Source organism: Hyphomicrobium sp. GJ21 (assembly GCF_001006785.1).
GTDB lineage: Bacteria > Pseudomonadota > Alphaproteobacteria > Rhizobiales > Hyphomicrobiaceae > Hyphomicrobium_B.
The window spans coordinates 598,202-613,168 of sequence record NZ_CDHO01000002.1 but is presented as its reverse complement, the minus strand read 5'-3'; the positions used below and the strand labels follow the sequence as shown (position 1 = coordinate 613,168).

Here is a 14,967-nt window from a genome sequence, read left to right as displayed (position 1 = left end):
TCGTGCGAGCGGCGGCGGAGTTCGCCGACCGTGATCAGGTGAACGTCACGACCATGCCGTCATAAGCCGGCTCGACGCCTTCCGGCAGTTCGTTCGCAAGCTTCTGATAGTCTAGTTCGCTGGTCATGTGCGTCAGGATCGTGCGCTTCGGCTTCAGGCGCGCTGCCCACGACAGCGCCTGCTTGACGCTGAAATGGCTTTCATGCGGCGTGTAGCGCAGCGCGTCGACGATCCAGACGTCGAGGCCCTGCAGCAGAGAAATCGACGCTTCCGGCAAATCGTTGATGTCCGGCGAGTAGGCCAGATTGCCGATCCGGTATCCAAGCGACGGCATCGTTCCATGTGCCTGCAGGATCGGCTGCGCCGTGATCATGCCGCCGCCGCCGCGGATCGGAATAGGCGACACGCCGTCGATCTCGTGTCCGTTGAGGATGGGCATATAGGCCGATCCGGCAGGCGTTTCGAAGCAATAGCCAAATCGCGATTTGAGGCTCGCGCCGGTCGCGGCGTCGAAATAGACGTCGATGCGCTTCTTCATTGAAAAAGCGATCATGCGGAGGTCGTCGATGCCGTGCGTGTGATCGGCGTGATCGTGCGTATAGAGAACGGCGTCGAGGCCGGTCAGGCGCGTCGCCAGGATCTGTGCGCGAAAATCCGGCGACGTGTCGATCAGCACCGCCGTCTGTCCGCCGGGGCCTTTACGTTCGACGAGCGCGGAGCATCGCAGCCGGTTGTTTTTCGGGTTTTGCGGATCGCACGCGCCCCAGTTCATGCCGACGCGGGGGACACCGCCGGAAGAGCCGCATCCGAGGATCGTGAACCTGTAAGTCATGCGGCAGCCGATCCGCGCGATCCGGCGGAGGGACGCTTGGCCTTTTGATAAAGGCGGAAGAAGTTGTCCGTCGTCGCGTCCGCGAGTTCTCCGTTCGAGATGCCTTTGACGGACGCCAGCGTCGCGGCGGTGCGCACGACGTAGGAAGGTTCGTTGCGTTTTCCGCGGAAGGGATCGGGCGCGAGGAACGGCGCGTCCGTCTCGACGAGCAAGCGATCGAGCGGGACTTCGCGGGCGATGTCCCGCAACGCGTCGTTCTTCTTGAACGTGATGACGCCGCTGAAGGAGACGTAGAGACCAAGCTCGAGCGCGCGCATCGCAAGTTCGCGACCGCCGGTGAAGCAATGCAGCACGGCCGGAAACGCGCCCTTCGCATGCTCGTCTTCGAGAATGGCGATGGTGTCGGCATCGGCGTCGCGCGTGTGGATTTCGAGCGGCAGGCCCGTTTCGCGCGCCGCCGCGATGTGGCGGCGGAAACCCTCGGCCTGCGCTTCCGGCGTCGAATGCTTGTAATAATAGTCGAGCCCGGCCTCGCCGACCGCAACGACTTTGGGATGCGCGGTAAGCTCGATGAGCTTTTCGAGCGGGATGTCGAGTTCCTCATGCGCGTTGTGCGGATGCGTTCCGACCGAACAATAAACGTCGTCGAAGCGCTCCGCGACCGCACGCACTTTGTCGAACTGGCGGATGCGCGTCGAGATCGTCACCATCGTCCCGACGCCCGCCTCGCGGGCGCGCGCAACGACCTGATCGAGTTCGGGTGCGAACTCGGGAAAGTCGAGATGGCAATGATGGTCGACAAGCATCACGATTTCTTGCCCTTGGGCTCCTCCGGATCGACGTAGCGCGGGAACACGCCCTGCGGTTCCGGAATAGCGGTGCCGGCCTTGAGGCGTCCCGCCGATCCCAGACTTGCAAATGTGCGCGCTTCCGCCGGAACCGCAAGGAGGTCGAGCAGCTTTGCCGCGCTCTCGGGCATCACCGGCTGCGCGAGGATGGCGAACTGGCGCACACACTCGGCCGTGACGTAAAGGATCGTCGCCATGCGCGCCGGGTCGGTCTTCTTTTTCGCCCACGGCTCTTCGGCGGCGAAATAGCGGTTGGCCTCCGCGACGACGGCCCAGACGGCATCGAGATACTTCGTGATCGCCTGACGATCCATCTCGCCCCGCGCGGCCTCATAAAGCGCGTCGGTCGCATTGAGGATGGCGGCGTCTTCGGCGCTGAATGCGCCGGGCTGCGGAATGGCGCCGTCGCAGTTCTTGAAAATCATCGACAGCGAGCGCTGTGCGAGATTGCCGAGATTGTTCGCGAGATCGGCATTGATGCGGTTCGCGATCGCTTCGGCCGAATAGTTGCCGTCCTGCCCGAACATCACTTCGCGCAGGAAGAAGTAGCGCAACGCATCGCGGCCGTAGGCTTTGACGAGATCGAACGGGTCGACGACGTTGCCGACCGACTTCGACATCTTCTCTCCCTTGTTCAGCACGAACCCGTGGCTGAAGACGCGCTTCGGCAGAGGCAGCCCCGCGCTCATCAGGAAGGCCGGCCAATAGACGGCGTGAAAGCGCACGATATCCTTGCCGATGACGTGCACGTCGGCGGGCCAGTAATGCGCGCGAGGGCCCTCCGGATCGGTCAATAGCCCGGTCGCGGTCACGTAGTTGTTCAGCGCGTCGATCCAGACGTACATCACGTGTCCCGGCGCGTCGGGCACCGGAATGCCCCAGTCGAGCGTCGTGCGCGAGATCGACAGATCCTCGAGCCCCATCTTGACGAAGCTGACGACCTCGTTGCGCCGCTCCGCCGGCAGGATGAAGTCGGGATTGGCCTCGTAATGCGCGAGAAGCTTGTCCTGGTATGCCGACAGGCGGAAGAAGTAGGTTTCTTCCTCATTCCACTCGACGGGCGTTCCGGTTGCGGTCGCGAAGCGCTGGCCGTCGCGGACCTCGGTCTCGGATTCCTTGTAATAGGTTTCGTCGCGAACGGAGTACCAGCCGCCATACGGACGCTTGAAGATGTCGCCCGCCTTCTCCATGCGGCGCCAGAGTTCGGCGCAGGCATCGTAGTGGCGCTGTTCGGTCGTGCGGATGAAATCGTCGTTCGAGAGACCGAGCGTCTTCACCATTTCGATGAAGCGCGCCGAATTGCGGTCGGCGAGTTCGCGCGGCGTGACGCCTTCGCGCTCGGCCGTCTGCTTCATCTTGAGGCCGTGCTCGTCGGTGCCCGTCAGGAAGAAGACATCCTTGCCGTCGAGGCGTTCGAAGCGTGCGATGACGTCGGTTGCGATGGCCTCGTAGGCGTGGCCGATGTGCGGCACGCCGTTGGGGTAGGAAATGGCCGTCGTGATGTAGAATTTTTCGCGCAACGGGTGAGCTTCCTTGTCGATCGTCTTTGGGCGCGGCAAAGGCTTCCGCTCAGCCGCGGCTCGCGGCCTCAAGACGCGCGAAACTTCCGAGAATGAGCGATTTGCGGTCAAGGTTCAGGGCAGACGTATCCGCCTTGTCGCGGGCCGTTGTTTCCCATAGCTCGGCGAATGTGGCAAGGCGTGCGGGTCCGATCAACCGGCCTGCGAGGGCGATGTCGCGCTCCGGCCCCTTCCCCGTCGCCTGAACGGAGATGAGCCGGGCGATGGTCGCCTGGTAAAGCTCGAAGAATAGCTCGAATTTGCGCTCCTGGGCGGCTGCCTGCAGGTCGTCGCCGAGGGCGTGCACGGCTTTGGCGTCGAGCTTCGGCAGGCCGTTCAGGATGGCGTCAATGCGGGCCTGGAGCGCCAATCCGCCGCCGCCGAGCAGCGTCAGGGCGCGACCGACGCTGCCCTGGGCCAGCGGCAGCAACGGCTCCCAATCGTGGGCCTCGGGGACCGGCTTGCCGGCGCTCGTCAGAGCCTGCGCCGCGGCGCGCTTCAGATCGGCTTCCGAGAGCGGTGACAAGATCGCGATCCGGCATCTCGACCGTATCGTCGGCAGCAGCCGTCCCGGCGCCGATGTGACGACGAGAAAGATCGTGCGCGGCGGCGGCTCTTCGAGCGACTTCAGCAGCGCGTTGGCCGCGTTCGCATTCATGTCGTCGGCGCTGTCGACGATGACGACGCGCCAGCCTTGCGATTCCGCGCTCAGCGCGAGGAAGGTTTTGAGGCGGCGCACCTCGTCGACGGGGATCGTTTGCGAGAACCGCTTCGTCTTCGGATCGTAGGTGCGGCGGATGACGAGCAGTCCCGGATGCGACAGCGCGCGGATCTGCCGGTCGGTCGGCGAATTGGGCTCGATGCTCATGCCCTGTCCGAAGAGATCACGCTCCTCGGGTCGCGCCAACGCGATCTTCGCGAACTGATACGCGAGCGTCGCCTTGCCGATGCCTTTGGGCCCTGCGAGCAGCCAAGCGTGGTGCATGCGCCCGCCTGCGAGCGTATCGGTCAGCATCGACAGCGCCGCGTCATGACCGATGAGCGAAAGCGTCTCGCGCGGATGCGGAAAATCGTCGAGCCGGTCGGCCTCTGGCAGCGGTTCGGCGTCGGCGATCAATGCCGCGCGCGCCATCAGCGCGCCTCGACGAGCAGGTGCGCGGATACAGCTTGCCAGACGGCGGTCTCGACGCTCGAAACCGGCAGGCTCGCATCGATCAGCACGCAGCGCTTCGGTTCGCTGGTCGCGATTTCGAGAAAGCCCTTGCGCAGAACTTCATGCGTTTCGATGCGCTCGGCGTCATAGCGCGAGAGCGTGCCGCGGTTCTGCGCGCGCTCGACGCCCTCGGTCGCAGGCAGATCGAGGATCAGGGTCAGATCGGGGAAATCGGGCGAGACCGTGTATCGCTCGAGAAGAGCGATCAGCTCGGGCTCGAGGCCGTAGCGCTTGCCTTGATAGACACGTGTTGAATCGATGAAGCGATCGGAAATGACCCACGTGCCATCGTCGAGCGCGGGACGGATCACGGACGTGACATGCTCGGCGCGTGCTGCCGCGAACAGCAGAAGCTCGGTCATGGGATCGGTCGGGCGATCCTTCATGATGAGGTCGCGCACATCCTCGCCGACCGGCGTGCCGCCCGGCTCACGCGTTATGATGACCGGCACGCCCGCACGCTCAAGGCGTTCGGCCAAGCGCTTTGCCTGGGTGGATTTGCCGACGCCCTCGCCGCCTTCGAACGTGATGAATTTTCCGCGCTTCATGGGCCTCGCCTCACTGCCTCGCGCGTACTCTAGAACGCCAAACGGCGCAATGCCATCAGAACGAGGGAATCGAGTCCTTCGCGCACGATGCCGCCTTTTTGGACATCCTCCGTGGCATAGAGCGGCAGTTCGGTTGACGCGCTCGTCGAACTCGACAGTTTCAGCGTCGCGACCTGATCGCCCTTCTTCACCGGCGGTTTCAGCGGCGCCTTATAGACAATCTCGGCTGAGATCTTCTGATTGGCGGGGAATTTCGGCACGGTGAAAGTCACGTCGGCATTGGCCGCGAGCGGCACATACCAGACCTTGCCGCCCCAGACACGCGCCTGCCCGATGACTTCATTCGCATCGTAGAGACGCACGGTATTGAACGAATTGAAACCCCAGTTCAGAAGCTTGACGGCTTCCTCCTTGCGCTGGTCCGCTTTTTCCAAACCGCTGACGACGACGATCAGGCGCTTGCCGTCCTGTACCGCCGATCCGACGAGGCCGAAGCCCGCGGCCGCCGTGTGTCCCGTCTTCAATCCGTCGGCGCCGATGTTTTGAAACAGCAGCGGATTGCGATTGATGAAGCGGTGCTTGCGGTAGAGAAATTCCTTCTGCGCGAACACCGGATAGTAGTCCGGATACTCATCGATGATGTAACGCGCCAGGACAGCGAGATCGCGCGCGCTCATCAGCTGCTGCGGATCGGGCAATCCGCTGGCGTTCGTGAATGTCGATTTCGTCAGGCCGATGCGTTTCGCTTCGTCGTTCATCATGCGCGCAAACGCGGGTATCGAGCCCGCCATGCCTTCGGCGACGCACATGGCCGCGTCATTGCCCGACTGTATGACGATGCCCTGAATGAGCTCGTCGACCGTGACCTTGGTATTGACCGGGACCATCATCGCCGAGGTTCCGGACGGCGCGCCGCCGTTCCGCCAGGCGTTGACGCTCATCGTGAATTCGTCGGTCTTCTGAATGCGCCCTTCCTTCATCGCGCGGAACAGCACGGCAACCGTCATCAGCTTGCTCATGCTGGCGGGCGGCGCGGGCTCATCGGCGTGCTGCTGAAACAGCGTCGCGCCCGTCGCGGCATCGATCAGAATGGCGCGCGGAGCTTTCGACGTGAAAGCAGCCTCGGCGGCGAGCGCCGGATTCGCTTCTGGACCTACCGCCGTCAAGACAGAGATCGCGATGAGCGCCGAGACAAGAAGCCGGGCGCAGGCTTGGGTCAACATCGGTCTGCCAACTCGCTTTCGGCTGCTCTTCTCCAAGCAGCATTTTGCGACGAGCTTCAGTATCCAATCCGTGGACGTCCTGGTCAACGCCAGCGGCCGCTCTGCCCACTAATCCGTGACGATTGCGCTGTTCGTGACACCGTAGGCCGCAATCTGATTTTGCGTCCGGCCCGCAGCGTCCGGCGAGAACGGTCCCATGCGCACGCGATAGACCTGCATTCCGTCTGCGGTTTGCACGGGCGCGACTTCAACCGGCCCGAGCGTTCCAAGCTCACGGCGCAGACGTTCCGCATTCGAACGATCGCTGAAAAGTCCGACTTGCACGTACGTCCGTGCCGGCGCGAACGGCCGGGCGGCGGTGGGTGGTGCCATCAGCGACATGCGCTGATCTTCGAAACTCGCCGTTTCAAGCGGTCGGTTCGCATAGTCGCGCCGTGCCGGCTGCGACGGCTTTCCCGTCAGCCCGTTTCTGTAGCCAATCGGCGACCATTGCGCAGGTGCAGGCGGCGGCGAGGTGGAGGCATAAGCTGGACGAGCGTTCCCGTACTCCGGTGGCGCGTTTCTGTATGACGGAGGCGCGTCGTAACGGTTCGATGCCAGCGCGCCGGGCGGGAAAGAATTCCCGCGCCCGGATTGCTGCTCAGCGAGATATTGGCGCTCGCGGCTGTCGTTGCCATTCAGCGGCGCACGTCCGGCATACTGGACTCTGACGCGGGCGCGGCCGTGATTGAGGTAGCCTAATTCCTTCGCCGAGGCATAGGACAGATCGATAATACGGTCGTTGACGTAAGGTCCGCGATCGTTGACGCGGACTAGCACGCGTTTGCCATTGTCCAGATTGGTCACGAGCGCATAGCTCGGCAGCGGCATCGTCGGATGCGCGGCGGTCAAGGCGTGGGCGTCGAAGACTTCGCCGTTCGCCGTCTTGCGGCCGTGAAAGTCGTCGCCGTACCACGAGGCAACGCCGCTCTCGACATAATTGGGATTTTCGTGCGGCACATACCAGCGGCCGGCGACCTTGTAGGGCGAGCCAAGCTTGTATCTGCCGCCGCCTTTCGGGACGTTGCGGCTGGCGGTCACGCGAGGGCTCGAGCTGACGCCGTAGTCGTCTTCGGAAAAGACCGAGCGCGAAACGCCGCCGACGGTTCGGACCGGCGGATTGCTCGAACAGGCGGATACGAGCGCCGCCGCTGTCGTCACCAGCATGGCGCGAGCGGCCAGCCGGCCTGAGAGGCCCCTGCTCATTTACGCATACTCAACTCGATACGCTACGCCCGCCCAGCGCACCCTCGATGCCCAGGAAAGCATGCGAGGTTGGCCGAAGCTTGCCGGAATGATGACAAAAGCGGCTTAGGATCAGGTTAAGCGCCCGTGGGGCGTCACGCCGCTTGAGGCGGGAAACCGAAACGGATAGGAGGGACGTTCCGGAACGCGACACGCGCTAGATCCGCGTTCGCTGATGCGTTGTAGAGGCGCTTCGGAAGGGTGGCCGAGTGGTTTAAGGCAGCGGTCTTGAAAACCGCCGTGGGCGCAAGTCCACCGTGGGTTCGAATCCCACCCCTTCCGCCACTTTGGAACCCCTCTGGGCACGCCAGCCACCGCCGATTGCCGCACTTGGCCAGCAATAAGCGTCCTTAGCAGCTCCGTCTTCGATCCCATGATGCGAATTGCGTCGTCGGCGACCTCGACACGCTGCGCCAGTGAGCGCAGATGATCCCGCCGATAGCCGCCCTCGCTGCCCCGGATGCGCTCGCGTGCGCGACGCGCAAATCCCCGGATCATGGTCGGGGTGATGGCGCTGTGGCCGGGGCTGTCGAGCAAGGCTTGCGCCCGGTCGGCGTCGGCCCTGGCCTGATCGCGGATGACCTTGAGGCCGGCGATGCGCTCCTTGAGCGCCGGGTCGTCAAGATCGGCGACGCCCGCCTCGATGGCGTCGTAGAGGCGCTTGAGGCGCAATTCCGATTCGGTCGAGCGCCGCTCCAGTTCGGCGATGTGCTGCCGGCGACGCTCGGCCTGATCGTCGCGACGGCCGAGCACGGTGCCAAGCAAGTCCTCCAGCCGGTCGGCATCAAGCAAGCGTTCCTCGATATGCCCGACCACCATGCGGTCGAGCTTATCCATCGGGATCGCGCGGCCCTTGCAGCCGGTTTCGCCCTGCCGGGCCTTGATCGAGCACGCATAGTAGCGATAGCGCCCGCCCTTGCCGGTGCGGATCGTCATAGCGCCTCCGCAATTGCCGCAATAGCAGATGCCCGTTAGCAGCGTCGGCCCGATCACGACGCGCGCGGGCAGCTCGGTCTTGGGATTGCGGGCCTGCAATAGCTTCTGCACCGCGTCGAACGTCTCCCGCTCGATAAGCGCCGGCACCTGAACGGTGATAACCTCATCCTCGAGCTTCACCTCTCCCTTGTTGGAACGGCGATTGAACCGATGCTCGCCGATATAGGTGCGCCGGGTCAGGATGCGGTGAACCTGACCGATGCCCCAACGCCCGCCGTCGCGCGTGAAAATGCCCTTGCCATTGAGATACTTGACGATGGCCTTCACGCCCATCTGGCCGGATGAACCTTCACCCTCCAGCGCAAGGCGATAGATGAGCCGGATCGTCTCGGCGTGCAGCGGGTCGATTTCCAGCTTCTTCTTGACCTTCGCGCCGCGCTGCTCGGCCGCGACGACGCGGTAGCCGATGGGCGGCAGCGAGCCGTTCCAGAAGCCTTGCCGGGCGTTTTCCTTCAAGGCGCGCAGGACGTGCTTGGCGTTCTCCTTGGACTGGTATTCGTCGAATAGCGACATGATCCGTCGCATCATGTCGTGGATCGGATCATCGCCAAGCTCCTGCGTGATCGAAACCAGCTTCACACCGTTCTTCGCCAGCTTGCGGTAATAGAACTCCATTTCAAATTCGTCGCGGAAGAAGCGTGAGAAGCTGTGAACCACGACGACATCGAACGATGCCGGCTTAGCGGTGGCAGCCTCTATCATCCGCTGGAACTCCGGGCGGCGGTCGTTGGTCGCGCTGTTGCCCGGCTCCACGAATGTTTCGACAAGCTGATAGCCGCGCGCCTCGCAATAGGCTTCGCCCTGGCGCTTCTGGTCGGGGATCGACACGTCATGCTCGGCCTGCCGCGTCGTCGAGACGCGCAGATAGAGGGCGGCGCGCAGCGTGACGTTGGGATTGTGGACGGTGGGACTATGGACGTTCATTGCCGGCCTCCTGCCGCCTTGCGCGGCCCTGCGCGCTCGGTCAGCGGCAGGTCTAGTTCTACTCGGTCGTGGATGACCTTGGGCGTGAGCTTGCGGCCTTCGCCCTTCTCCATGCGGACAAGGCCGTAACTGGCCATCCGTTTCAGAGTGCGGGACAGGTTGGACTTGGCCCGGCCGGTGATCTCGGCCAGTTCCTCCAGCGAACCCGGCGCTTGCTGGTCGATGACGCGCAGCAATTCGCGATTGCCCGCCGACAGCACCTTGGCGAAGGATTCCATGGATGTGAACCACACCTTCGGATCGCCGGGCGCGGGCTTTTCCTCGCCCTTGGCAATCCGCATGGTGCGGGCCTTCATTTCGTCGTAGCCGGCAATCCCGACTTTCAATGTGGTCATGTTACGCCTCGCTCCTTCAACACCGCGTCCACCGCCTGCCAGAAGTCGGCCAGCAGCGTGGCCGCACCCTCGTAGGCGTAGGGCTTCACGGTCTGGAGGCGGTGCCGATGGTCCATCGGCTCGCCGCGCCTGCCTCGGCCGACTGGATGGGCGTTGTCGAAGCCGACCAGCCGTTCGCCCGAAGGCCCGTGAAGCGTGAGCGAGTAATCGAGGCCGTGCGGCTTCTCCGGCGATGCCGGAACGCGGGTGACGATGAACTTCACCCAATGGCCGCCCTCGGGATCGACAACGAGCACCTGGCCGTCGAGGTCCAGAAGCGTGTCGAGGTTCGGATCACGATCCTCGCTCATGGCTTTTTGTTATCAGATGAAGATAACTTAGTCAAGCCCGGCACGGTTGGAAGTGGGCCGAACATCTCGTCGAAGACATCGGCAAACCATCGCTCGAACACCTGAATCTCTGCCTCGGTGATCGGCACTTTCTCCGGCCAGTCGTCGATGACGGGCAGCTTCTCCACGTCGAAGGCATCGGGCGGGCTTCCGCGCGCCGGGCTGATACGCGGCGCGGGATCGTCGTCATAGTCGTAAAGGTCATCGGGAAGCGTCTGCGGAGCCGGCTGTCGTGGGCGGCCCCTTTGGGTATGGCGGCGTCTCGCGCACATGGAATCCTCCGTGGTTCGTTGCTGGATTCCGGGTGGCTGGAAGCCCCGGAATTAGGCGAAGCATGGAGGGGGATCGGCGGCCTGTAGCGTGCCGCATTTGCGCTCACGCGCTGGCGGCACCCCTGCTGTCGGGTGCCGCCAACTAGGTTAGCTGGCCGCGCGGCGGGCCTTCTGAAACTCTCGATCCGTGGCGAGGAAGCGTTCCAGCATCGGCACAATCAGCTTTTCCGGCTCTATTGGCGGCTGCCCTGGCTGCGCCAGCAATCGGCCATAAAGTTGCAAGTCCCGAAAGAGTGTCGCGGGAAACTCGCGCGACACCTTGACGGGCTTGTCGTCGGCGAGCGTGCCGAGTTTCAGCTTGCTCATGGTCAACCTCTGTATGGTTCGAGCACAAGGTCGCGGGTGACAATCACGCGGACGGGGAAGCCCGGCCTGATCGTGAGCGTCGGCGCAACCTGCAACTGGCGGCGGATGATCTGCTGGCCGGCGTCGTTGATGGTGTCCTGCGCCCCGTCGCGGATGGCGCGCACAAGGCGGTCCTCGTCGCTGACGGCCAGCTCCGTGCCGACCGCAAGCAACGTCGAAAGGCCGGCGGCCTTCGCCAAATCCCACCAATGATAATCGACGCCATCCTCAAGACCGGCGTAGCCCTGGCTATCCGCGCCCGGCTGGCGCTCCAGAACGATAGAGCGGCCATTGGGGAGGATCAGCCGATTCCAGACGAGCAGCACGCGGCGCTGGCCGAACTGAACGCTATTGTCATACTGCCCGATGATCCGCGTCCCCTGCGGGATCAGGAGCAGGCTGCCGGTCGGGCTGTCATAGATGTGCTGCGTCACCTGGGCGGTGATCTGGCCCGGAAGATCGGAACGGATGCCGGTAATGAGCGCAGCCGGGATCACGGCCCCGGCCTGGAGCACGAAGGGCGAGGCTGGAGCCATGACGCGATCCGACGACGTGGTGCGGCGATCGACGGGTGCATTGAGGAACGCAAGCTGCTTGTCCTGCGCGGTCTGCTGGCCGGGCTGCCCTGTCAGGCCGGCAAGGTCGAGGCCGGGAAGTCCCGGCGTGGTCGCGCCGCCCGGCGTTGCGGCCGGGCTGCCGGTGCGGGCCTCGGTCTGGAAGAACACGCGGCTGACGCGCGCGGCTTCTTCCTCGGCAAGCCGGCGTTCCTCGGCGCGATCCACGGGCGGCGTGGTGATCGTCGGCGGCACGACGGGCTGGCCCCTGTTCTGCGCGTCCAAGATGGGTCTGCCGAGGTCGCCCGGCAGCGGCGGCCCCAGGACCGGGCCGGTATAGTCGCGCGGCAGGCCGGCAAGCCCATCGGCAGGCTGGCGGTTGTTGGTGGAAAACAGTTCTTCGCCGCCCGTGCCGCCGTCACGGGTCTGGAGCGCGTAGATCAGCGCGCCGCCGACGCCGACCAGGGCGACGGCCGCCACGCTGGCGAGCACCTTGCGGGACAGGCGGGTGACGCGCGGGGCTTCCGCGCGAAGCCGCATTGGCGTGGCGGTATTGGTGTCATTCTCACTCATGACGATGGCCTCCCGTCCGTGCGGACAATCCTGACGGTCTGTTGGCGGTCGCCGCTGCCAAGGCGCAGCTCGGCCGCGCCGAACAGGCGGTCCACGATCAGGATGTGTTGATGGATGCGGCTGTTGACGATCTGCGCCTCGCCGTCCGCGCCGAGCACGAAGATCGGCGGCATTTCGCCTTGAACGATGCCGCGCGGAAACTCGACATAGACGCGCCTGCCGTCGTCATAGACGGCGACGGGCTTCCAAGCTGGATTGTCGCCTGTCAGTCCATAGCGATAGTTGCGCGCGGCGACGGCCGGGATGACCGGCGTGGCCGGCACCGCCTGCCGCTGCCCGGCCGGCTGCTGCGGATAGGCCCAGGCAACAGCCGGCATATAGGGCTTCTCGCCCGAGCGCAGCTCGAGCATGTAAACGCGCCGGTCGGTCGTCACGACAAGGTTCGTGGTGATGTCCGGCCGGCTTGGCTTCACGAGGATATGGACGCGGCGCATGACGCCCGAACCGGATTCCGTATCGCCGATAATCCAGCGTGCCGTGTCGCCGGCCGCTATCGGCCCCGCGCCGGTCAGGCTTTCGCCTGGCTCCAGGGCGATGTTCGTGATCTGGCCCGGCGCGGCATAGACCTGATAGAGCGCGCCGTCGCTCCACGGGTAAATCTGGATGGAGTTGTAATAGCCCTCGCGGCGCGGCTGCACGCGGGCGGCGGCATTGGCGTTCTCGACGCGCGCGGTCGGTGTGCCAGCGGCGGTGCCGCCGCGTGCGACGGTCCAGGCGGGCGGGATATGGATCGGCCGCGGCCGGTCGTCGGTGACGGCCGCGGGGACGGCCGGCAACGGCGGCACGCTCGCATCGTAGCTGATCTGCGGCGGTTTGTAGGTCGCGCAGCCGGCAAGCATGGTTGCGGAAAGTAGGACGGCGGGAATCGCCGGGGTGCGGATGATCGTCCTCATTGGCTCATCTCCCGCGACCACGAAATTGCATTGACGTAGATTCCCAACGGATTGGCGCGCAGCCGTTCGGTATCGCGCGGCGGCTGGATTGCGATGGTCAGGATCGCGGTCCATCGCTCGGTTGTTGAAAGCTGGCCGGATTCGTAGTGGCGTTCGGTCCAGGCGACGCGGAAGGAATCCGGCGAGGCGCGAATAACGCTCGACACCTCGACCGCGACCTGTTGCTTTCCGACTTTGGTGAACGGGTCGTTGGCGCGGGCATAGTCGTTGAGCGCCGCCGCGCCCCTGTCAGTCGTCCACTCGTAAGCGCGTAGCCAGTTCTGGCGGACGATGATGGGATCGGCGGGGATGCTCCTGACCTGTTCGATAAAGCGCCCAAGGTGCCATGCCACTTGCGGATCGGTCGGGCGATAGTCGGCCGTGGCAGGCGCGACGGCCTGCGCCTGGCCGAGCCGATCAACTTGGACTACCCAGGGCACAACGGTCCCGCGCGCCGATTGCCAGACAAGCGCGGCGGCGAAGCCGGCCGAAAGGATCAGGCTGCCGAACGCCATGTAGCGCCAGTTCCTCGCCTGCACGCGGGCCGAGCCTATGCGCTCGTCCCAAACCTGCGCGGCGCGCTGATAAGGCGTTTCGGGTTGTGGGGTCTTGCCGTAATGCACGGCGGGTCGCTTGAAGATGCTCATGTGCGGTCGCTTTCAGAGAGGTTGACGGAAGAACCAGAGGCGTGGCTGTCGCCAGAGCGGACGGCGTGCGCGGCCGTCTGGACGGCATGGCCGGTGTGGCCGGATTGGCGCATCCGCTGCGCCCAGCCGGGCGATGTGCCAGCGGCCGGCGCGGATGCGGATGTGCTGCCGGCCGATCCCATGGAGGATGTGCCGCCGGTCGCGCCGAACCCGGCTTTCACGCCATCGGAAAAGCTGGATTTGACGCTTGCCGCCGCGCGGCGCAGCGGCGATGTGGCTGTGCTGCCTGCCGCCCGCGCCACGCCGCCCAGGCCGGACGCGACGCCCGCCGCGCCGGACTGGCCGAGCGAGCCAAGGCTATAGGCGGCGGATGCTGCGCCGGCTGCGGTCGCGCCTCCGCGCACGGCGGCAGCGCCTCCCTTTGCGGCAAGCCCGGCTGCACCGCCTGCGGCCAGCGCCGCGCCACCAACGGCAAGGCCGGTGCCGACCGCCGCGCCCGCGCCGAGCTGCGGGCCGCCGCTGACAAGGCCGGAAGCGATGCCGGGTCCGAAGATGCCCAGCCCGACGAGCGAAAGCGCCGCGAGCACGATGGCCATGGCGTCGTCGATGCTAGGAGTCTGACCGCCGAAGCCTTGCGTGAATTGCGAAAACAGCGTCGAGCCGATGCCGACGATGACGGCGAGCACCAGCACTTTGATGCCGCTGGAAATCACATTGCCAAGCACGCGCTCGGCCATGAAGGCGGTCTTGCCGAACAGGCCGAACGGGATCAGCACGAAGCCTGCCAGCGTGCTCAATTTGAACTCGATCAGCGTCACGAAAAGCTGGATGGCGAGGATGAAGAAGGCTAGGATGACGAGCGCCCAGGCGAACAGCAGGCACGCGATCTGAATGAAGTTCTCGAAGAAGGCGACCCAGCCCATAAGGTTGGAAATGGAGTCGAGCAGCGGACGCGCTGCGTCGAGGCCGGTTTGCGCCACCTTGCCGGGCCGCATCAAATCCTGCGCGGTGAAGCCCGTGCCGGATGCTTTCAGGCCCAGGCCGGCGAAACTGTCGAAGACGATCTTCGCGAGGTTGTTCCAGTTGCCAATAAGATAGGCGAAGACGCCGACGAACAGCGTCTTCTTCACCAGCCGCGCAATGATGTCGTCGTCTGCGCTCCAGCTCCAGAACAGCGCTGCGAGCGTCACGTCGATGACGATGAGCGTGGTGGCGATGAACGCCACCTCGCCACCCAACAGGCCGAAGCCGGAGTCGATGTATTGCGTGAACGTGCCGAGAAAATTGTCGATGACGCCTGCGCCGCCCATGCG

General features: G+C 64.7%; 15 protein-coding genes, 1 tRNA gene and 1 pseudogene. 1 reads left to right on the top strand and 16 read right to left on the bottom strand.

The window, feature by feature from the left end; genetic code table 11:
- Positions 1-34 precede the first annotated feature (34 nt).
- The 7 genes from HYPGJ_RS05935 to HYPGJ_RS05905 all read right to left on the bottom strand — a co-directional run bounded on the left by HYPGJ_RS05935 (position 35) and on the right by HYPGJ_RS05905 (position 7,468).
- Complete coding sequence (locus tag HYPGJ_RS05935) at positions 35-832, bottom strand: MBL fold metallo-hydrolase (RefSeq protein ID WP_046846304.1); 798 nt, start codon at positions 830-832, stop codon at positions 35-37.
- On the bottom strand, positions 829-1,638 hold the full coding sequence (locus tag HYPGJ_RS05930; protein ID WP_046846303.1) for a TatD family hydrolase: 810 nt from the start codon (positions 1,636-1,638) through the stop codon (positions 829-831). Before HYPGJ_RS05930 ends, HYPGJ_RS05935 begins: the two co-directional genes overlap by 4 nt.
- Positions 1,638-3,200: a methionine--tRNA ligase gene (gene metG, locus HYPGJ_RS05925; protein ID WP_046846739.1), complete on the bottom strand. Its 1,563-nt coding sequence runs from the start codon at positions 3,198-3,200 to the stop codon at positions 1,638-1,640. The genes HYPGJ_RS05930 and metG overlap by 1 nt, the downstream gene beginning before the upstream one ends.
- Positions 3,201-3,249: 49 nt before the next feature.
- Positions 3,250-4,371: a DNA polymerase III subunit delta' gene (locus tag HYPGJ_RS05920; RefSeq protein WP_046846302.1), complete on the bottom strand. Its 1,122-nt coding sequence runs from the start codon at positions 4,369-4,371 to the stop codon at positions 3,250-3,252.
- A complete protein-coding gene (tmk, locus tag HYPGJ_RS05915; RefSeq protein ID WP_046846301.1) occupies positions 4,371-5,000 on the bottom strand; it encodes a dTMP kinase in 630 nt (209 codons plus the stop codon). Before tmk ends, HYPGJ_RS05920 begins: the two co-directional genes overlap by 1 nt.
- A 29-nt stretch (positions 5,001-5,029) precedes the next feature.
- Positions 5,030-6,223 (bottom strand): D-alanyl-D-alanine carboxypeptidase family protein, encoded by a 1,194-nt coding sequence (locus HYPGJ_RS05910; protein ID WP_046846300.1) that lies wholly within the window; start codon positions 6,221-6,223, stop codon positions 5,030-5,032.
- A 108-nt stretch (positions 6,224-6,331) separates the two neighbouring features.
- Positions 6,332-7,468 (bottom strand): septal ring lytic transglycosylase RlpA family protein, encoded by a 1,137-nt coding sequence (locus HYPGJ_RS05905; protein ID WP_046846299.1) that lies wholly within the window; start codon positions 7,466-7,468, stop codon positions 6,332-6,334.
- A 234-nt stretch (positions 7,469-7,702) separates the two neighbouring features.
- On the opposite strand from HYPGJ_RS05905, the gene HYPGJ_RS05900 reads away from it, so the two are divergent.
- Positions 7,703-7,792, top strand: a tRNA-Ser gene (locus HYPGJ_RS05900).
- Positions 7,793-7,849: 57 nt separating this feature from the next.
- Here the strand turns inward: HYPGJ_RS05900 and HYPGJ_RS18530 are convergent.
- The 9 genes and pseudogenes from HYPGJ_RS18530 to trbL form a co-directional block, all read right to left on the bottom strand.
- Positions 7,850-9,427, bottom strand: a pseudogene (locus tag HYPGJ_RS18530) (recombinase family protein); the annotation flags it as partial.
- Positions 9,424-9,822, bottom strand: coding sequence for a winged helix DNA-binding protein (locus HYPGJ_RS05890; protein WP_046846297.1), 399 nt, complete (start codon positions 9,820-9,822; stop codon positions 9,424-9,426). The pseudogene HYPGJ_RS18530 and the gene HYPGJ_RS05890, both read right to left, overlap by 4 nt.
- Complete coding sequence (locus HYPGJ_RS05885) at positions 9,819-10,172, bottom strand: DUF6516 family protein (protein ID WP_046846296.1); 354 nt, start codon at positions 10,170-10,172, stop codon at positions 9,819-9,821. The genes HYPGJ_RS05890 and HYPGJ_RS05885 overlap by 4 nt, the downstream gene beginning before the upstream one ends.
- Positions 10,169-10,483 (bottom strand): hypothetical protein, encoded by a 315-nt coding sequence (locus tag HYPGJ_RS05880; protein ID WP_046846295.1) that lies wholly within the window; start codon positions 10,481-10,483, stop codon positions 10,169-10,171. The genes HYPGJ_RS05885 and HYPGJ_RS05880 overlap by 4 nt, the downstream gene beginning before the upstream one ends.
- A 147-nt stretch (positions 10,484-10,630) precedes the next feature.
- The gene (locus HYPGJ_RS05875; protein ID WP_046846294.1) at positions 10,631-10,849 is read right to left on the bottom strand and encodes a DUF2274 domain-containing protein; all 219 of its coding nucleotides are present in this window, start codon (positions 10,847-10,849) and stop codon (positions 10,631-10,633) included.
- A gap of 2 nt (positions 10,850-10,851) precedes the next feature.
- Positions 10,852-12,015, bottom strand: coding sequence for a TrbI/VirB10 family protein (locus tag HYPGJ_RS05870; RefSeq protein ID WP_030540343.1), 1,164 nt, complete (start codon positions 12,013-12,015; stop codon positions 10,852-10,854).
- Complete coding sequence (gene trbG / locus HYPGJ_RS05865; RefSeq protein ID WP_046846293.1) at positions 12,012-12,968, bottom strand: P-type conjugative transfer protein TrbG; 957 nt, start codon at positions 12,966-12,968, stop codon at positions 12,012-12,014. Before trbG ends, HYPGJ_RS05870 begins: the two co-directional genes overlap by 4 nt.
- Entirely contained in the window at positions 12,965-13,654 is a 690-nt protein-coding gene (gene trbF, locus HYPGJ_RS05860; protein ID WP_046846292.1) for a conjugal transfer protein TrbF, read from the bottom strand. The genes trbG and trbF overlap by 4 nt, the downstream gene beginning before the upstream one ends.
- Entirely contained in the window at positions 13,651-14,964 is a 1,314-nt protein-coding gene (gene trbL / locus HYPGJ_RS05855) for a P-type conjugative transfer protein TrbL (RefSeq protein ID WP_046846291.1), read from the bottom strand. The genes trbF and trbL overlap by 4 nt, the downstream gene beginning before the upstream one ends.
- Positions 14,965-14,967 lie beyond the last annotated feature (3 nt).